Source organism: Campylobacter novaezeelandiae, assembly GCF_004323845.1.
Lineage (GTDB): Bacteria > Campylobacterota > Campylobacteria > Campylobacterales > Campylobacteraceae > Campylobacter_D > Campylobacter_D novaezeelandiae.
In genome coordinates this window covers 74,288-93,491 of the sequence record NZ_QPGR01000007.1, presented here as the reverse complement: position 1 = coordinate 93,491, position 19,204 = coordinate 74,288, and the positions used below count along the sequence as shown (strand labels likewise).

Below are 19,204 nucleotides of genomic sequence, written 5' to 3'. Positions count from 1 at the left end.
ATAGAGATGATCACAAAAGATAACTTAAAGGAAATTTTAGAGAGTTTAAATTTTTTAGAGCAAGATGAAATTTATATAAAAAGAATTGGCAAATATACACTTTCTATAGATTTTAAAAATAAAAATATTATTTACCCAAAAGAAATTAAGATTCATGATAAAACCACTTCTAATTTTTCACACCCTGAAAATTTTGTAGTTTTTGAATGTGTGCATAGACTTTTAGAAAAAGGTTATAAGGCTGAACATTTAGAGTTAGAACCAAAATGGAATCTTGGCAGGGATAAAAAAGGTGGTAGGGCTGATATTTTAGTAAAGGATAATGAAAATAATCCTTATTTGTTCATTGAATGTAAAACTACAGATTCTAAAAATAGCGAATTTGTAAAAGAATGGACTAGAATGCAAGAAGATGGCGGCCAACTTTTTTCTTATCTTCAGCAAGAAAAAGGTGTAAAATATCTTTGTCTTTACACAAGTGATTTTAGTGATAAGCTAGAATATAAAAACTATATCATACAAGTTTTTGATAATGAGGAATATTTAAAAGAAAAAGAATTACAAAATTCTTATCAAAAAGCTAATAACAATATAGAACTTTTTAAAGCTTGGAAAGAAAGTTATGAACTACAATATTTTGAACAAGGTATTTTTGAGGTTAATGTCAATGCTTATAAAATTTTAGAAATAACTCCAACTTTTGATAATCTTAAAGAGCTTAAAGAAGAAGGTAAATATCACGAATTTGCAAAAATTTTACGCAAGCATAATATATCAGGCAAGGAAAATGCTTTCGATAAACTTGTAAATATTTTTCTTTGTAAAATTTATGATGAAACTTTTAATAAAAACAATCTCAAATTTGGATATTTTGGTGTAATGGCAGATACTTATGCAAATATGCAAGATAGATTAATGTGGCTTTATAAAGAAGCTATGGGAGAATTCTTAGGAGAAAAAATCACCTTTGTATCCAATGAAGATATAGAAAAGGATTTTAAACAACTAAAAACAAAAACTTTAAAAGAAGTAATGCAAAATTATATTAAAGAATTAAAATTTTATTCTAATAATGATTTTGCATTTTTAGAAGTGCATAATAAAGAATTATTCTTAAAAAACGCACTTGTATTAAAGGAAATAGTAGAACTTTTTACAAATTATAAACTTACTCAAAATTCTACCAATCAATTTTTAGGTAATCTTTTTGAACTTTTTTTGCAAAAAGGTATGAAGCAAGATGAAGGTCAGTTTTTTACGCCTATACAAATTTGTGAATTTGTTGTGTATTCTTTACCACTTCAAACAATGTTAAGCGAAAATTCTAAAGCTTTAAAAGTGATTGATTATGCTTGTGGTGCTGGACATTTTTTAAATACCTATGCTAATGAGCTTAAGCGATATTTAGCAGAAGAAGAATTAAAAGAGCATTATAAAAATATTTATGGTATTGAAAAAGAATATCGTTTAAGTAAGGTTTCTAAGGTTTCAAGTGCAATGTATGGGCAAAATGAAATCAATATTTTATACGCTGATACACTTGCTTCTTTTGAACTAGCAAATACGAACAACCTAGAAGGAGAAAAAGCAAAACCACAAATAGAATCTAATAGTTTTGATTTACTTATAGCAAATCCACCTTATTCTGTAAAAGGATTTTTAGAAACCTTAAGTAATAAATCTAAAAACACTTATAAACTTTTTAATGATGATATAAACATAGAAACAAATAATGCTATTGAATGTTTTTTCATAGAAAGAGCAAATCAAATTTTAAAAGATAATGCAAAAGCTGCAATTATTTTGCCAAGCTCTATTTTAAATAAGGATTCTATTTATAAAAATACAAGAGAAATATTGTTTCAAAATTTTGATTTTATTGCTATTGTTGAACTTGGAAGCTGCACTTTTGGAGCGACTGGGACAAATACAATTATTTTATTTTTACGTAAAAAAGAAACTTTTAAGCAAGAAAACGAATCAATTTCTCAAGATTATAGCTTAATCAAAGAGCGTATAGAAGCTGAAAATTTAAAAGACAATGAAAACTTTTCTCAAAATTATCTAGCTGCGTATTGTGATTTTAGAAAATTTGATAAAGAGCTTTATGAAAATTTTTTAAATGGCAACTTAGATTCTAAACTTGCAGAGCTAGAAGTCTTTAAAGATTATCGCAATGCATTTGAGCAAACAAGTGATTATAAAAAACTTAAAGAATCTAAAATTTATAAAGAAAGTAAAGATAAAAAAAGTTTAGAAGATAAAGCCTTTTTAGCCTATGCTCAGGCAATCGAAAAGGATAAATTGCTTTATTTTTGCTTAAGTCTTAATCAAGAAGTTTTAATCATAAAATCCCCAAGCGATATAAAAAAACAAAAGAAATTTTTGGGCTATGAGTGGAGCAATAGAAAAGGCGATGAAGGTTTAAAAGAATTACACAAGCCTTATCTTAGCCCACTTTTTGAAAGAGATAATCCGCAAAATGAGACTAAGCTTAATACTTTAATTCATAATGCTTTTTTAAAAACTCTTAATGATATACCAAAAGATTTGCAAAGTTATGCTAGTAAAGCAAGACTTATTGATATGATAGACTTTGAAAAAGTGGAATTTAATAAAGCTATAAGTTTAAATCCTAATAATTTAATGCAAAATGAAATGTCTAATCCTTTTGCAAATTCTAAGTATGAATTGGTGAGATTAGGGGATATAATAGTCGATAATTTAAAGTCCAAAATTCAAGTTAGAGAGGCAAAAGAAAATATAACCGGAAAATATCCTTTTTTTACAAGTGGTACAAATGTCTATCGTTATGACAAATATCTTATTAAAGGAAAAAATATATTTTTATCTACTGGTGGGAATGCAATAGTTCAATTTTATAATGGTAAAAGTTCTTATTCAACTGATACATATACATTAAAAAGTAAAAATGAAAATTATATTGATACATATTTTTTATATATTTTATTAAAACAACTAGAAAATTTCATTAATTGCTTTTTGTTTAAAGGGAGTGGATTAAGGCATTTGCAAAAAACTGAATTAAAATCTTTAAAAATCCCGCTTCCACCATTTGAAATTCAAAAACAGATTGTTGCAGAGTGTGAAAAAATAGAAGAGCAGTATAATACTTTAAGTTTGAGTATAAAAGAGTATCAAAATCTAATCAAAGCAATACTTCAAAAATGCGGTATTATAGAGGATAATCAAGAGTATGAACTAAATTCTATTTTAGATAAAATTAATAATTTGTGTAAAATAAATTTAGATAATAAATTTTTATCATCATTTAATAAAACAATTAAAGAATATTCTTTGTCAAATCCAATTTTCAAATTAAGTATTGGAAAGAGAATTTTAAATAGTGATTTGCTTGAAGATGGGAAAATTCCTGTTTATAGTGCAAATGTGTTAGAGATATTTGGATTTATTGATAAAGAAATCTTACCAGATTATGATAGTGATTCTGTTTTATGGGGTATAGATGGAGATTGGATGGTGAGTTTTATGCCAAAAAACAAAAAGTTTTATCCAACTGATCATTGTGGAGTATTGAGAGTTAATGATGCAAAATTAAATGTTAAATATATAAGTTTCATTTTAAATGAAGCTGGTAAAAAACAAGGATTTTCAAGAAAACTTAGAGCTTCAATAGATAGAATAAGATCATTAAGAGTTAAACTTCCTTCTCTAGATTTTCAAGATAAAATAGTAGATATAATTGATAAGATTGAGAAAAAAGTCAATGAGAATAAAATAGAGCTTAGTAAATTAGAAAAAGAAAAAGAAAAAATCTTGCAAAAATATTTATTTTCTTAAAGCATTTTTCGCTAAACTTCATAAATTTTATAAGGTTTAGCGATGAAAAACATTATGATATTAAGTGGAGCTGGGCTTAGTGCTCCAAGTGGGCTTAAAACTTTTAGAGATAATAGTGGGCTTTGGGATGAGTATGATGTGATGGAAATTTGCTCTGCGACAGGCTTTAGAAAAAATCCCAAAAAAGTACTTGATTTTTATGATGCAAGACGTCTAGAGCTTGCAAATGTAAAGCCAAATTATGCTCATAAACAAATTGCTAAATTAAAAGAAAAATGGGGTAAAAATCTTTTTGTCATCACGCAAAATGTAGATGATTTGCTAGAACGTGCAGGATGTAAAGAAGTCATTCATTTACATGGCTTTTTGCCTGAACTTCGTTGTTTAAAATGTGGTGAAATTTTTAATATAGCTTATAATTTAATGGCAAATAAAAAATGCCCCAAATGCAAAAGTGAAAATTTAAGGCATAGTATCGTTATGTTTGAAGAAGCAGCCCCAGCTTATAACACACTTTACTCTCTTTTAAGTCAAACTTCACTTTTTATAAGCATAGGCACAAGCGGAGCTGTTTTGCCCGTGGGTGAGTATGCAAGAATGTGTGAAAAAAGCATTTTAAATATCTATGAAAAGGATGAAAATTTAGAGACGTTTTTTGATAAAATTTATATAGAAAATGTCTTAAGTGCTATTGATAAGATAACACAAGATATAGATGAATTTATGAAAGATAGCTAATGTTTGATTCTTTGTTAAATGGGATGATTTTAGGTTTTGGCGTAAGCGTTCCTTTTGGACCTGTAAATATTTTGATTTTAACTTATGCTCTTAGGGTTTTTAAAAATTCTTTAGCTGTAGGCCTTGGTGCTTTTAGTGTTGATATGCTTTATTTCTTTCTTTTAAAATTTGGACTTATTGGCTTTTTGGACAATGCGATATTTATGAAGGTTTTAGCTGTATTTGGATTTGTTTTTTTAAGCTATATGGCTTTTTTGATGCTTGTGAAAAAAAATAAAGATTTAAATTTAAAAAATGTAGAATTTAAAGAAAATTTGTTTAAAAGTTATTTAAAGGGTGTATTTTTAAATGGTTTAAATCCTTTTGTAATAGGATTTTGGCTTAGTGTTGCAGGTATTGCCATAAAAGAAAGTCATCCTAATGCTATGGTAATTGGTCTTATTGTGGCTATACTTTCTTGGATCTTTGCTCTATCTTTTTTTGTAGCAAGATATAAGGATTTTTTTAGTGCAAGGATTATTAAATTTATCAATATTATTTCAGCTCTAATCATAGAGTATTTTGCTATAAATTTACTTTATAAAACTTTTATAGGATAAAAAATGAATGCAAAAGAATTTTTAATAGAACTTTTAAAATTTAAATCTATCACACCAAAAGATGATGGAGCTTTAAATTTTATCGCTTTGGAGTTAAGCGAGTTTGAAGCTTTTTTTATAGAAAAAGAAGGTATCAAAAATCTTTTGCTTACAAAAAAATTTAAAGATGAAGGCGAGCATTTAGCTTTTTGTGGGCATATAGATGTTGTTCCTGCAGGAGAAGGTTGGCAAAATGATCCTTTTAAACCTATAGAAAAAGATGGTTTTATCTATGCAAGGGGAGCGCAAGATATGAAAAGTGGCGTGGCTGCTTTTGTGTATGCTTTAAAAGAAGCTAAATTTAATGGCTCAAGACTTTCTTTAATGCTTACAAGTGATGAAGAAGGCGAGGCAAGATATGGAACTTTGGAGCTTCTTAATTTTATGAAAGAAAAAGATCTTTTGCCTGATTTTGCTTTGGTAGGAGAACCAACCAGTGATAAACATTTTGGCGATACTATTAAAATAGGGCGTCGTGGATCTATTAATGCAACGCTTATTATAAAAGGCAAACAAGGGCATGTGGCTTACCCTGAAAAATGCATTAACCCTATACACGATTTTGCTCCAGTTTTAAAATTTTTAGCTGGATTTGATCTAGATCCTGGAAGTGCTGAATTTGATCCTTCAAAGATTGTTATTACAGATATTAGAGGAGGATTAGAAGTTAGTAATGTAACACCAAATGATTTAAAAATTATGTTTAATGTTAGAAATTCATTAGATACAAATGTAGATGATGTTAAAGCTTATGTAGAAAAAATTTGTGAAGGGTTAAACTATGAGTTTAAGATAAGTCAAAGCTCCAAACCTTTTTTAACCAAAAGTGATAATAAAATTGTTCAAAAAATTAATCAAAGTGTTCAAAAAATCACTTCTCAAGTTCCAAAATTTAATACCAAAGGTGGCACAAGTGATGCAAGATTTTTAGCTGAGTTTGGTGTAAGCGTATGTGAATTTGGTGTGCGTAATGATACAATCCACGCTGTAAATGAAAGAGTAAGCGTAGAAGAATTTGAAAAGCTTTGCTTAATTTATAAAGATTTTGTAGAGAATTTTTAAAAATAATATTTATTTGTTAAGTTAAAGATTATTTATAAGGATTAAAAGAGTTAAAATGATTATCAATGGAGAAAAACTCGATTTTAAAGAGCTTAAATTTATGGATTTTCTCAAAGAAAAAGGCTTAAAAGCTGAATTTATTGCCTTAGAATTAAATGGAGAAATCGTGTCTAAAAGCGAATTTGAAAATTTGATTTTAAAAGAAAATGATAAAGCTGAAATCGTAAGTTTTGTAGGGGGAGGTTGATGAGAGTTAAATTCAATGGTGAGTTTTTAGAAACAGAGCATAAAAACACTTTAGATTTTTTTCAAAGCGTGAGTAAAAATGAAAGTGATGTATGGATAGTAAATGGCTTTGCGACAAAGGAAAATTTAAATTTAAATGAAAATGATGAGCTTTTTTGCATAGAAAAAAATGTTATGCCGCCCAAAGATGCCTTAGATGCTATGATGAGATCGCGTCATACGCCAAAACTTCATGATAAACTTAAAAAAGCAAGTGTAGCAGTATGTGGGCTTGGGGGGCTTGGATCGCATATAGCTATAATGCTTGCGCGTAGTGGCATAGGAAGTTTGAAACTTATAGATTTTGATGTAGTAGAACCTAGCAATCTTAATCGTCAAGCATATCGTGTGAGTGATTTAGGCAAATTTAAAACCGAAGCTTTAAAAGAGCAAATTAATGAGATAAATCCTTATATTAGTATTGAAATTTGCACACTAAAAATAGACGAGAGTAATTTAGAATATTTATTTAAAGGTATAAATATAGTTTGCGAGGCTTTTGATACTGCACTTGCAAAGGCTATGATAGCACAAAATTTTCATAGATTTTATAAGGATGCTACTTTAATTTGTGCTTCAGGACTTGCAGGATATGGAGATAGCAATAGCATACAAACAAGAAAGATAGCACAAAATTTCTATGTTTGTGGAGATTTGATAAATGGAGCTAAAGTGGGCAATGGGCTTATGGCACCACGTGTAAATATTTGTGCAGCTCATCAAGCTAATTTAGTTTTAGAACTTTTAGCGAGAAATGATCATGAATGATATTTTAAAGATAGGAAAATATGAATTTCAAAGTCGTTTTATACTAGGCTCAGGTAAATTTTCACTCGATCTTATAAAATCAGCCATTGATGAGGCAAAAGCAGAAATTATCACCCTAGCTTTAAGAAGAGCTTATACAGGAAATGTTGAAAATATACTTGATTTTATTCCTAAAAATATCACGCTTTTGCCCAATACTTCAGGCGCAAGAAATGCTAATGAAGCTTTGCGTATAGCAAGACTTTCAAGAGAGCTTGGCTGTGGAGAGCTTATAAAGATAGAAGTTATAAGTGATAGCAAGTATTTATTACCTGATAATTATGAAACCACTAAGGCTTGCGAGCTTTTAACTAAAGAGGGTTTTACGCCTTTACCTTATATGCATGCTGATCTTTATGCGGCTAGAGCTATGAGAGATGCAGGAGCAGCAGCTATTATGCCTTTAGCTGCACCTATTGGAAGCAATAAGGGTTTGTGCGCTAAGGAATTTATACAAATTTTGCTTAATGAAATCAATTTGCCTATCATTGTAGATGCAGGTATTGGAACTCCTGCACAAGCTTGTGAAGCTATGCAAATGGGGGTTAGTGCAGTGATGATAAATACAGCTATAGCTGAGGCAAAAGACATTGCTTTAATGGCAAGAGCTTTTTCACAGGCTATAAAAGCTGGAAGGAGTGCTTTTTTAGCAGGTCTAGCAAGTGTAAGCGAAGCTAAAGCAAGTTCTCCGCTAACAGGCTTTTTAAGGGATTGATGAATGCAAGATTGTATGGAGTATATGCCTCATATGCAGGAAATAAAAAGCGAAATTTTAGACAAAGTTTTAGCTCAAGTTCAAAATTATGATGAGAGTAGATATAGTGCTAAAGATGTTGAAAATACTTTAAATTCCACACATTTAAACATAGAAAATTTAAAGGCTCTGCTTTCAAGTGCGGCAGAAAATTTTATAGAAGAACTTGCTTTAAAATCTGCCAAATTAAAGAAAAAATATTTTGGAAATTCTATTTTTCTTTTTACTCCGCTTTATTTGTCAAATTATTGCAATTCTAAATGTGTTTATTGTGGTTTTCAAAAAGGAAATAAAATCACAAGAGCTAAACTTAATAAAGATGAAATTCATAAAGAAATGCAAGCAATTGCTAAGAGTGGTTTGCAAGAAATTTTAATATTAACCGGCGAAGGGCGTGAATATGCAAGTGTTGAGTATATTGCTAGTGCTTGCAGAATAGCTAGAGAATATTTTAAGGTTGTAGGGGTTGAAATTTATGCTTTAAATGAGGATGAATATAAAATTTTACATGAAAATGGTTGTGATTATGTAACTATTTTTCAAGAAACGTATAATCCTTTAAAATATTCTAAAATTCATTTAGATGGCGAAAAACGCATTTTTTCCTATCGTTTTAATGCACAAGAAAGAGCTTTAAGGGCAGGTATGAGAGGGGTTGCTTTTGGAGCGCTTTTAGGCATTGATGATTTTAGAAAAGATGCTTTAGCTACAGCTCTTCATGCACATTTTTTACAACAAGTTTATCCACACGCTGAAATTTCTATTTCAATTCCACGTTTAAGACCTATAATTAATAATGCTAAAATTAGTTCTAAAGATGTGAGTGAAAAAAGACTTTTTCAAGTTCTTTGTGCTTATAGAATTTTTTTACCTTATGCAACAATTGTTATTTCAAGCCGAGAAAGAAAAGGCTTTAGAGATGAGGTGGTGAAATTTGGAGTCAATAAGATGAGTGCTGGGGTGAGTGTAGGAATAGGAGAACATCAAGGCAATAAAAAAGGAGATGAACAATTTGAAATTTCGGATAAAAGAAGTATAGATGAAATTTTAACTATGCTTAAAAATTCAAATTTACAGGCTGTAATGAGTGATAGTATCTATGTGGAATAAAAAAATTATTGCTATAAGTGATAGAAAATGTGTTGAAGGTGATTTTTTAAAATATATAGAGAGGCTTGCAAAAGCTAAAGTTGATGCTATAGTTTTAAGAGAAAAGGATCTTAGTGAATTTGAATATTATGATTTAGCCAAAGAAGTTTTGGCTATTTGTGCTAAAGAAAAAGTTACTTGTTTTTTGCATTTTTTTGATAGAGAATGTTTGAAATTAGGACATAAATATTTTCATGCTCCGCTTAGTTTATTAAGAAAAGATCCAAAAATTGTTAGATATTTTCATATTTTAGGAACTTCTGTTCATAGTAAAGAAGAGCTTTTAGAGGCTATGAATTTTAAAGTAAATTATGCTTTTGTAGGGCATATTTTTAGAAGTTCTTGCAAAGTAGATCTTGCTCCTAGGGGTTTAGAATTTTTAAAAGACTTGCTTGAATTTAGTAAAATTCCTCTTTATGCTATAGGAGGTATTAATTTAGATAATATTTTTAATTTTAAGAATTTAAATATAGCCGGTATTTGTATGAGAGAGGCTCTTATAAAAGAAGATAATCTTAAAAAATATATAAAAGAATGTAAAGAAAAAATACTAATTTAGATAAATAATTTATTTAACTTTTAAGTTTAAAAATAAACCAATAAAGATCTTAGCGATTTCATAAAATAAAATTCTTATTAAATATTTAAAAAATATTCAACTTTTATAATTTTTTATTTAAAAATTTATTTTATATTTTTAAATAATTAAATTTTTATAATGAAATAATTTTAGAAATTTAATTTTCTTTAAAGTATTATTATTATAGTATTGATACTAATTATCATTTATCTAGGAAATTGTTATGAATCTTAACGAGTTAGAAGATGGGCAAAAAGCTATTATTAAAGATATTAATGCCAATAAAGAACTTGCAAATAGGCTTTTAAGTTTTGGATTTATAAAAAATAAGGCTCTTACAAAAATACGTTCTTCTTTGAAAAATGCTACTATTATGATAGAACTTGAAACAACTTGTGTGATTTTGCGTTCTAGCGAGGCTGAAACAATAGAGGTGCAACTAGTATGAAAAAGATAAAAGTTGCTTTAGTAGGACAGCCAAATGTTGGAAAAAGTTTGCTTATTAATAAGCTTTGTAAAGCTAATATGAAAGTAGCCAATTTTAGTGGGGTTACTATAGAAAAAGCGAGTGCAAAAACTTTTTATAAAGATTATGAAATTGAAATCATAGATTTGCCAGGTACTTATGCGCTTGATGGTTATAGTGAAGAGGAAAAAATTACACGCTATTTTTTAGATCATGAACAATATGATATTATAATAAATGTTTTAGATGCTACAAATTTAGAAAGAAATCTTATCTTAAGTTCTGAACTTTTATTGTTAAACAAAAAAATGCTTCTTGCATTAAATATGTATGATGAAGCTAAAAAAGAAGGCATTGAGATCGATATTAAAAAGCTTAATTTATTGTTTAAAACTCCAGTTTTACAAGTAAGTGCTAAAACTAAAGAAAATTTAGATCTTTTGCTTGAAAAAGTTGTATTGCTTTATGAGAGTAAATTTAGAGTTAAGAGCGATTTTTATTCTAATTTTTGTCAAAATGGCATACAAAAAGAAAATTTAATACAATATGCAAGTAATACATATTCTCAAGTTATAATAAAATCTTCAAATTTTAGTCCTTTGAGTAAAAAAATAGATAAAATTTTAATTCATCATTTTTTTGGATTGCCTATATTTTTATTTTTAATGTGGCTTTTGTTTCAATTAACATTTACTTTGGGTCAAATTCCAATGGATTATATTGAAGAAGGTTTTGGAATTTTAGGCGAATTTTGTAAAGAACATATACCCAATCCTTTGCTTGCCTCAGCGCTAAGTGATGGAGTCATAAATGGAGTAGGGGCTGTTGTATTATTTTTACCTAATATTATTATTTTATTTTTAGGAATCGCTCTTTTAGAAACAACAGGTTATATGGCTAGAGTTGCTTTTTTGCTTGATGGTATTTTATATAAATTTGGTTTACACGGGAAAAGTTTTATTCCACTTATTACAGGTTTTGGTTGTTCTGTGCCTGCTTTTATGGCAACTAGAACATTAAAAAATAAAAAGGATAGACTTTTAACTCTTTTTGTTATTAATTTTATGAGTTGCGGGGCGCGTTTACCTGTATATGTTTTATTTATAGGAGCCTTTTTCTCAAGTGATAAGGCTGGAAATTATTTATTTGGAATTTATATTTTAGGAGCTATTTTAGGCCTTTTTGCGGCAAAACTTTTAAGAATTACAGCTTTTAAAGGATTGAATGAGCCTTTTGTTATGGAAGTTCCAAAGTATCGTATGCCAAATTGGAGCTTAGTTGCATTTATGGTTATAAATAAGGCAAAAGCTTATCTTAAAAAAGCAGGAACTTTTATACTTTTAGCATCTTTATTTATATGGTTTGCTAGCAATTTCCCAAGAGGAGAAGTTCAAAATTTAGATGAAAATATAAATAAGACAGTTGTTGAGCAAAGCTATCTTGGTCAATTTGGTAAAATAGTAGAGCCAGTTTTTACTCCTTTGGATTTTGATTGGAGATTAAGCGTTGCTTTGATTAGTGGTTTGGCTGCTAAAGAGACTATGATTTCTACTATGGGGGTGCTTTACTCATTGGGTGATGATATTGATGAAAACAGTCAGGATTTAAGAAGTATTATTTCTAAAAGTGTGTCTTTTCCAAGTGCTGTAGCTTTTATTTTATTTGTAATGATTTATAATCCTTGTTTTGCTGCAACTATAGTATTTTCAAAAGAAAGTGGAAAAACAAAATATACAATTTATTTATTTCTTTTTACTTGTATAAGTGCTTATATAGTAGCTTTAATAGGGCTCAATATAGCAAAATTATTATAATAAATTTTTATCTTTGCTTTTTAAGCAAAGATAAGTTAATCAATTTCCTTTAAAATTTTAATATTTATAATTTTATCTCCTTGTTTGATAGAGTCTAAAACTTTTAAGCTTTCTTTATCGTTTTTATCTATTTGCCCAAAGACGGTATGAACTCCATCTAAATGAGGTTGTGAGCTGTGACAAATAAAAAACTGCGATCCACCTGTATCACGCCCTGCATGTGCCATAGACAAACTTCCTCTTTCGTGTTTATGACTTTGATCATCGCATTCACAAATGATCTCATATCCAGGTCCGCCTGTACCTGTTCCATGAGGGCAACCTCCTTGTATAACAAAATTTGGTATTACACGATGAAAGGTTAAGTCTTTATAAAAATTTTCATTAGCCAAATTTGCAAAATTACAAACCGTTTGAGGTGCTTCGTCACCAAAAAGTTTAAGTTTCATTGTTCCTTTTTCGGTTTCTATAAGAGCAATTTTATATTCATCTACTTTACTTGTATCTATTGTTTTAAGCATTTTGATTCCTTATTCTATATTTGTATAAACAGCTTGCACATCATCATCATCATCAAGCTTATCAAGAAGTTTTTCTATGTCCAAAAGCTGTTCTTCGTTAAAAGTTACAGGATTATTTGGAATATATTCAAGTCCAGCTTTTTTAAGGCTTAATCCTTTAGTTTCTATAGCAGCACTTAATTCTCCAAAAGCAGTATAATCTCCACTGATTACCAATTCTTCATCATTTTGTTCAAGTTCTTCAAGTCCAGAATCTATTAAATCAAGTTCAAGTTCTTCTAAATCTCCATTAAATTTTTCAAGATGAAACACTGCTTTTCTAGAAAACATAAACCCCAAAGAACCATTTTGTAAAATTTCTCCTCCATTTTTACTAAAAATTGCTTTAACATTTGCAACTGTTCTAGTAGGATTATCACTCATACATTCAACTATTACTAAGGCTCCATGTGGAGCTTTACCTTCGTAATGAATATTTTTAATATCTGCACTATCTTTACCACTTGCCCTTTTAATAGCTGCATCAATATTATCTTTTGGCATATTATTAGCTTTTGCTGTGGCAATAGCACTTCTTAATTTAGGATTCATATCAGGATCAGCTCCACCTTCTTTTGCAGCAACCTGTATAGCTTTTGCCAATTTAGGAAAAAGTTTACTCATTTTATCCCATCTTGCTTCTTTTGAAGCTCTGCGGTATTCAAATGCTCGTCCCATAATTCTCGCTTTCTTATATTTTTTTAAAGATAAAAGTATAAACTAATATCTCTAAATTTGTTTTTAAAAGGTTAAGAATGATTCGTAAGGCTAAAAAAGAAGAGGCAAAAGAAGTTATAACTTTACTAGCAAAAGCTATGGATGATATGATATATCATTTAAGTGGTTGTAATGCTTATAATGAAGCTATTGATGTTCTTTGTAAATTTTATAAGCAAGAAAATAATCGTTTAAGTTATAACAATATTTATGTATATGAACAAAATCAGAAAATTTTAGCAGCACTTTGTTGTTATGATGGAGCTTTGGCTGATGAACTTGATAAACCTTTAAATGAGAATTTAAACTCTTTAAATAAAAAAGTTTTAAAAGAATGCGAGAATGAATTTTATCTTGATAGTATAAGCGTAGAGGAAAAAGCAAGAGGTAGAGGCATAGCCAAAGAACTTATAGAGTATGCTTACAAAAAAGCTTTAGAAAAAAATAAGAAACTTTCTTTAATTGTTGAAGAATATAATCAAAATGCACAAAATCTTTATAAAAAAATAGGTTTTAAAACCATAAAAACAAAGACTTTGTACGGTCATATTTATAATTATATGGAAAAATAAGGAGAAAAATGAAAGAATATCTTTTACATAAACCACTGTTAAAAACGAATTTTTGTTCTCACGCTCATGATCATACTCACGAGCACAATCATTCTCATTTTGATGCAAGAACTACAGATAAAAAAATTCTAATAGTTTCTTTACTTATGACAAGTTCTATGATGATTGTGCAGTTTGTTTATTCATTGCTTTCAAATTCTTTAGCTCTTTTGAGTGATACTTTGCATATGTTTTCTGATGTTTTTGCTTTATTTCTTAGCTATGTAGCTATTATTGCTGTTCAAAATTTTAAAAATAAACAAAAAACATTTGGATATTTTAGACTTGAAATTTTAGTAGCTTTTATCAATGCTTTAAGTATTATTGTTTCAGCGGTTTTTATTATATATGAAGCTATTAATAAACTTTTAAATCCTGTAGAAATTGATGCAAAAACTATGATGATAGTAGCATTTGCAGGACTTTTGGTTAATGCAATCAATGGTTTTATGATGTTTAAATATGCAAATTTAAATAATATTAATATGAAATCAGCTTTTTTACATATGTTAAGTGACTTGTTTGGCTCTTTGTGTGTTGTAATAGGTGGAGTTATAGTTTATTTTACGGGTATTGTTTATATTGATACGATTTTAGCCATAATTTTATCTTTATTGCTTTTAAAATGGTCTATTTTTTTATTGAAACAAAGTATTAATATTTTACTTGAAAGCTCTCCTGTAGATATAAAAGATGTTGAATCAACTTTATTAGAGCATAATGAAATTTTAGAAGTTGTAGATTTACATATAATAGAAATTACAAATGAAATGTTTGTTGCTTTTATGCATTTAAAACTTTCTATAACCAATTTAGATGAATTTGAAGATTTATATAAGAAAGTATCTCAAATTCTTTTAGAAAAATTTAAAATAGGTCATATTACTATACAGCCATTAAGGAGTCAAAATGAAATTTAAAGTTGCTAATATTAATTGTCAAAATTGTGCAAACCTGATTAAAAATTCTTTAGAAGATGAATTTGGAAAAATAGAGGTTGATTTAAACGTTATGCCAAGAACTGTTGAAATTAATATTACTCAAGAAAAATTAGAAGATTTTAAAAAAGAAATGAGTGATTTGGGCTTTGAAGTTTTAGAGGAGCTTTGATGCAAGAATTAAAAATTAAAATAGGAAAAATGACTTGCGTTAATTGTGCTAATTCTATTGAAAAAATAAGCAAAAAAATTGAAGGTGTTAAAGATGCAAGCATCTCTTATGTAAATTCAAGCGGTGTTTTTTTACTTGAAGATGATAAAGTAAAAAGTGATCTTTTTAAAAAAATTAAAAATTTAGGTTATGAAATTTTAGATGAGGGACAAGATTTAGAAAAATATAAACTCAAACAGTTTTCTAAAATGAAACTTAATTTATTTTTAAGTGTGATTTTGAGCACTTTAATTATGTATTTTGAAATGTTTGTAAAAAATTCTTTTTCTAAAGATATGCAATTATTATTTAGTATTTTTGCTATTTTTTATTGCGGGAGAAGTTTTTTTATTAATGCTATTAAGGGATTAAAATATAAAAATTTGGATATGAATACTTTGGTAGCTTTGGGTTCTTTTATGGCTTTTGTGTATTCTTTGCTTGTCTATTTTAAGGTTTTTGAAAAAGATGAGCATTTATATTTTAGCGGTGCAAGTATGATTATAAGCTTTGTTTTATTTGGAAAACTTTTAGAAGAATATGCAAAATTTAAAGCTCAAGATTATCAAAAAAAAATAAATAATCTCAACACAAAAAAAGCTAATATTTTAGTGAATAATGAATTTAAAGAAATTCCAAGTTCTTTTGTTAAAGTAAATGATATTCTTATAGTAAAAGAAGGTGAGAGTATAGTTGCTGATGGTATTGTTATAGAAGGTAAGGCTGAACTTGATACAAGTTTTTTAACAGGAGAATTTTTACCAGTTTTAAAACAAAAAGATAGTGAAGTTAGTGCAGGAAGTATAGTTTTAAATGGTTTTTTAAAGATTAAGGTAAGTAAAAAATCTATGGATAGCACTTTAGAGCAAATTAAAGATCTTATTTTTAAAGCGGGCAATATCAAAACACCTATTACAACTTTGGTGGATAAAATTTCAGCTTATTTTGTAGGTTTTATTATAATTATTGCAAGTATTGTTTTTATTTTTTGGAGTTTAAAATCCGGCTTTAATGAAGCTTTTTTATATGCTTGTGCTGTTATTTTGATTTCTTGTCCTTGTGCCTTAGGACTTGCAACGCCAATTGCTATAGTGGTAGCTTTAGCAAGTGCAGCAAAAAGATCAATTTTGGTTAAAAATCCCAGCGCTTTAGAAAATTTAAATCAAATTAAAGAAGTAATTTTTGATAAAACAGGCACTTTAACTCAAAACGAACTTAAAATTTATAAACATAATTTAAGTGAGGAAAATTTTAAATTTCTTGCTCAAATAGAAAGCTTTAGTTCCCATCCTATAGCAAAAGCTATTTTTAAAGACTTAAATTTAGATTTTCATTCTTTAAAGGGTGAGGTTAAAATGTATATTGGAAAAGGTTTAGAATACAAAGAACAAGGTGTCACTTATCTTGCTGGAAATGAAAATTTTTTAAAAGAGAAGGGTATTGATACGTCTAAAACTAAGGAATTTTTTAAAAAATTTTTAGATAAAGCACCTGTACATGTATATTTTTCCAAAGATAAAGAATGTTTGGGCGGAGTGTGTTTAAGTAATGCCTTAAAACAAGAAGTAAAAGATCTTATTTTATCCTTAAAGCAGAGAAAAATTCATAGTGTTATTTTAAGCGGGGATAATGAAAAAAGCGTTAGACAAATTGCAAAAGAGCTTAATATTGATGAATTTTATGCAAATTTAAAACCTCATGAAAAGCTTAATTTTATACAAGAAAGACAAAAGAAAAATTCTATAATTTTTGTTGGAGATGGTATAAATGATGCCCCATCTTTAAATTTAGCAAATGTTGGTATTAGCTTTGCTAAAGCAAATGATTTAGCAAAAGAATCAGGAGATTTTATTTTGATAAAAGATGATTTAAGATTAATTGATCTTTGTTTTAAAATTTCGTATAAAACTAGAAGCATAATAAAACTTAATCTTTTTTGGGCATTTTTTTATAATACACTTTGCATTCCTATAGCTGCTGGCTTTGTTCCTTTTATTACTTTAAATCCTCACCTTGCAGCTCTTGCTATGTGTTTTAGCTCCATAGCTGTTGTTTTAAATTCTCTAAGATTAAAAAATTTAGCTTTACAAGAAGCTAAATTATAATTCGCTTATGGCACGATAAGCTTGATCTATAGCAGCGTGCATATAGGCTTGCCAATCAGAATCAGAGTTGGCTATTACGATATTTTTAAAAGGTTTTCTAGCTGTTTTTATGGTCTCTTCTGCTTCTTTGGGATCATCATAAAGGCTATTTTCTGTATATGAATAACAATGTCCCCATCTATTTACTATAATAGCTTCAATATCTTTTTGATGATCAAATCCTGCACTACCTAGCATACCTTGAAGTTGATCGCGTATTATTTTTTCATGCTCTTCAAAGCTCATTGTGATTAATAAATTTCTACCAATTCTTGCTCTATCACGTGCATCCATTCCTTCAAGATCTATTCCTTGTATGTTAGCAAAGACTAAAGGAGAACATACCATGTGAACACATATTGGTTTTTTAGGATCTCTTGGGTGATGATAGTTTCCAATATCAACAGGATAGTCAAGTTTAGTTCTTGCATAAGGCATTCTAGGAGAATAAATTTCATGAACTCCAAGTTTTATAAATGGCTCCCAATTTTTAATAATTACTTTAGTATGTAAAAGAGAAGTTTTAACATTTTTGCTCAACGCTTCTTTTTGTTCTTTTGGTAAAGTAGGGATTATATAAGGAATCATACTATTGTAATTTGCCATAACTACTTTTTTACTTTTTACTCTATAAGTTTTACCTTGTTTTACATAAGTTATTAATGCTCCATTTTTTGTATTCTCAGCATTAATAACTGTGCTATTAAGACGAATTTTAACTTTATTTTGTTTAAGATCTAATTGTGAATAATCAAAATGACTTAAAGTAATATCATCTAAATTTTCATTTTCTTTGCAAATATTAGGAATTAATCTTTTAACTAATAATCTTGCAACACTAGCATTGCCATCTGCGCAGTGATAAATATAAGGTTCTTCCATTTCAGCCAAAGCTTCGCCTTCTATAGGATCAAGCCCTAATTTGTCAAATCCAGGTAAAAAAGAAATTCTTGCATCTTCGCAAGAAATAGCATCAATACCAAGTGCTAAAAAGTCATCACTCATACCTTCAAAAAATTTGATAGCTTCGTTAGAAAGTTTTACTTTTTCTTCTAGGAATTTTTTGTAACTTGTTTTTTGGATATATTTTTCTTTTTCTTTTTTACTCATTCCTTTTAAATAATCTTTTTCACTTTTAAAAAGAGAAATTAAATCTTTTTTATCTTTAGAATTAAAAGGAAATTCATTAATAAATTCTTCTACACTTTTTCCATTTGTTTTATCTGTTGGTATATCATCACATATAACTTTTCTTGGGTTTCCACTAACAATTTTATCTACACCAAATTCACTTTTTGAAAAATAAACGCCTCTACTTAGTTTTAAATCAGGATAAAAATTTACATCAAAATCTTTAGCTAATTTATCAATGCTAATTCCTAAGGAATTTAGCAAATGAAGAACTTCTTTAGAGTATAAGGCTTTTGGAGATTGAAAGCTTTCGCTTCCTCCATAGCTTAGGATGGTTTGATCTTTTAAATTAAATTCATTACGTCTTGCATGACCACCAAAATCATCGTGATTATCAAGTATTAAAATTTTTTTATCTTTTCCAAATTTTTCTTGGTAAAAAAATGCTGCTGCTAATCCACTAATACCTGCTCCAACTATTACTAAATCATATTCTTCTTTAGGTTTTATAATACTAAAATCAAATTTATCCCCATCTCTTAACATGTGCGCAAATTGATAACTTGCATTATTGCTTCCTCTAAGTCCGAGTAAAGAAGGTGGATAATATTCTTTTGTAAAATCTGTTATCTTTGCTTCATTTCCATAGAGTAATTGTAAAGGAGACATTCCTGCAACAATACTTAAAGCCATTCCATTTAAAAAATCTCTTCTTTGCATTTTATTCCTTTATAAAAAATATAAAATAATTTTCTATTATGGTTTATTATAATGGAG

18 protein-coding genes are annotated in these 19,204 nt (G+C 28.3%); 15 read left to right on the top strand and 3 right to left on the bottom strand.

Annotation, left to right across the window (positions count from 1 at the left end):
- Positions 1 to 6 precede the first annotated feature (6 nt).
- The 11 genes from DU473_RS04825 to feoB all read left to right on the top strand — a co-directional run bounded on the left by DU473_RS04825 (position 7) and on the right by feoB (position 12,115).
- Positions 7 to 3,822: a restriction endonuclease subunit S gene (locus DU473_RS04825; RefSeq protein ID WP_131162934.1), complete on the top strand. Its 3,816-nt coding sequence runs from the start codon at positions 7 to 9 to the stop codon at positions 3,820 to 3,822.
- Positions 3,823 to 3,864: 42 nt separating this feature from the next.
- A complete protein-coding gene (locus DU473_RS04820; RefSeq protein ID WP_131186624.1) occupies positions 3,865 to 4,560 on the top strand; it encodes an SIR2 family NAD-dependent protein deacylase in 696 nt (231 codons plus the stop codon).
- Positions 4,560 to 5,159, top strand: coding sequence for a LysE family transporter (locus tag DU473_RS04815; protein WP_131162932.1), 600 nt, complete (start codon positions 4,560 to 4,562; stop codon positions 5,157 to 5,159). The genes DU473_RS04820 and DU473_RS04815 overlap by 1 nt, the downstream gene beginning before the upstream one ends.
- Positions 5,160 to 5,162: 3 nt before the next feature.
- On the top strand, positions 5,163 to 6,260 hold the full coding sequence (dapE, locus tag DU473_RS04810) for a succinyl-diaminopimelate desuccinylase (protein ID WP_131162931.1): 1,098 nt from the start codon (positions 5,163 to 5,165) through the stop codon (positions 6,258 to 6,260).
- A 55-nt stretch (positions 6,261 to 6,315) separates the two neighbouring features.
- Positions 6,316 to 6,507 carry a sulfur carrier protein ThiS gene (thiS, locus tag DU473_RS04805; protein WP_131162930.1) on the top strand — a complete coding sequence of 64 codons (192 nt, stop codon included), beginning with the start codon at positions 6,316 to 6,318 and terminating at the stop codon, positions 6,505 to 6,507.
- Positions 6,504 to 7,313, top strand: a complete 810-nt coding sequence (thiF, locus tag DU473_RS04800) for a thiamine biosynthesis protein ThiF (protein WP_131186623.1) — start codon at positions 6,504 to 6,506, stop codon at positions 7,311 to 7,313. The genes thiS and thiF overlap by 4 nt, the downstream gene beginning before the upstream one ends.
- A complete protein-coding gene (locus DU473_RS04795) occupies positions 7,300 to 8,067 on the top strand; it encodes a thiazole synthase (RefSeq protein ID WP_187347523.1) in 768 nt (255 codons plus the stop codon). Before thiF ends, DU473_RS04795 begins: the two co-directional genes overlap by 14 nt.
- A gap of 3 nt (positions 8,068 to 8,070) precedes the next feature.
- Positions 8,071 to 9,216 carry a 2-iminoacetate synthase ThiH gene (gene thiH, locus DU473_RS04790; protein WP_131186622.1) on the top strand — a complete coding sequence of 382 codons (1,146 nt, stop codon included), beginning with the start codon at positions 8,071 to 8,073 and terminating at the stop codon, positions 9,214 to 9,216.
- Positions 9,206 to 9,814 (top strand): thiamine phosphate synthase, encoded by a 609-nt coding sequence (locus tag DU473_RS04785; RefSeq protein ID WP_131186635.1) that lies wholly within the window; start codon positions 9,206 to 9,208, stop codon positions 9,812 to 9,814. Before thiH ends, DU473_RS04785 begins: the two co-directional genes overlap by 11 nt.
- Positions 9,815 to 10,058: 244 nt before the next feature.
- Entirely contained in the window at positions 10,059 to 10,283 is a 225-nt protein-coding gene (locus tag DU473_RS04780) for a FeoA family protein (RefSeq protein WP_131162925.1), read from the top strand.
- The gene (feoB, locus tag DU473_RS04775; RefSeq protein ID WP_131165827.1) at positions 10,280 to 12,115 is read left to right on the top strand and encodes a ferrous iron transport protein B; all 1,836 of its coding nucleotides are present in this window, start codon (positions 10,280 to 10,282) and stop codon (positions 12,113 to 12,115) included. Before DU473_RS04780 ends, feoB begins: the two co-directional genes overlap by 4 nt.
- Before the next feature lie 35 nt (positions 12,116 to 12,150).
- Here the strand turns inward: feoB and DU473_RS04770 are convergent, their stop codons facing one another.
- Positions 12,151 to 12,636 carry a peptidylprolyl isomerase gene (locus DU473_RS04770; RefSeq protein ID WP_131162923.1) on the bottom strand — a complete coding sequence of 162 codons (486 nt, stop codon included), beginning with the start codon at positions 12,634 to 12,636 and terminating at the stop codon, positions 12,151 to 12,153.
- Positions 12,637 to 12,645: 9 nt separating this feature from the next.
- Positions 12,646 to 13,353 carry a YebC/PmpR family DNA-binding transcriptional regulator gene (locus DU473_RS04765; RefSeq protein WP_131162922.1) on the bottom strand — a complete coding sequence of 236 codons (708 nt, stop codon included), beginning with the start codon at positions 13,351 to 13,353 and terminating at the stop codon, positions 12,646 to 12,648.
- A gap of 77 nt (positions 13,354 to 13,430) precedes the next feature.
- On the opposite strand from DU473_RS04765, the gene DU473_RS04760 reads away from it, so the two are divergent.
- The 4 genes from DU473_RS04760 to DU473_RS04745 are packed head-to-tail and all read left to right on the top strand — an operon-like array spanning position 13,431 to position 17,257.
- Complete coding sequence (locus DU473_RS04760; protein WP_131162921.1) at positions 13,431 to 13,964, top strand: GNAT family N-acetyltransferase; 534 nt, start codon at positions 13,431 to 13,433, stop codon at positions 13,962 to 13,964.
- An 8-nt stretch (positions 13,965 to 13,972) separates the two neighbouring features.
- Complete coding sequence (locus tag DU473_RS04755) at positions 13,973 to 14,923, top strand: cation diffusion facilitator family transporter (RefSeq protein ID WP_131162920.1); 951 nt, start codon at positions 13,973 to 13,975, stop codon at positions 14,921 to 14,923.
- Positions 14,913 to 15,113 carry a heavy-metal-associated domain-containing protein gene (locus DU473_RS04750; protein ID WP_131162919.1) on the top strand — a complete coding sequence of 67 codons (201 nt, stop codon included), beginning with the start codon at positions 14,913 to 14,915 and terminating at the stop codon, positions 15,111 to 15,113. Before DU473_RS04755 ends, DU473_RS04750 begins: the two co-directional genes overlap by 11 nt.
- Entirely contained in the window at positions 15,113 to 17,257 is a 2,145-nt protein-coding gene (locus DU473_RS04745) for a heavy metal translocating P-type ATPase (protein ID WP_131165826.1), read from the top strand. Before DU473_RS04750 ends, DU473_RS04745 begins: the two co-directional genes overlap by 1 nt.
- On the opposite strand, the gene DU473_RS04740 is transcribed toward DU473_RS04745, so the two are convergent.
- A complete protein-coding gene (locus DU473_RS04740) occupies positions 17,252 to 19,147 on the bottom strand; it encodes an NAD(P)/FAD-dependent oxidoreductase (protein ID WP_131162917.1) in 1,896 nt (631 codons plus the stop codon). The genes DU473_RS04745 and DU473_RS04740 overlap by 6 nt on opposite strands.
- Positions 19,148 to 19,204 lie beyond the last annotated feature (57 nt).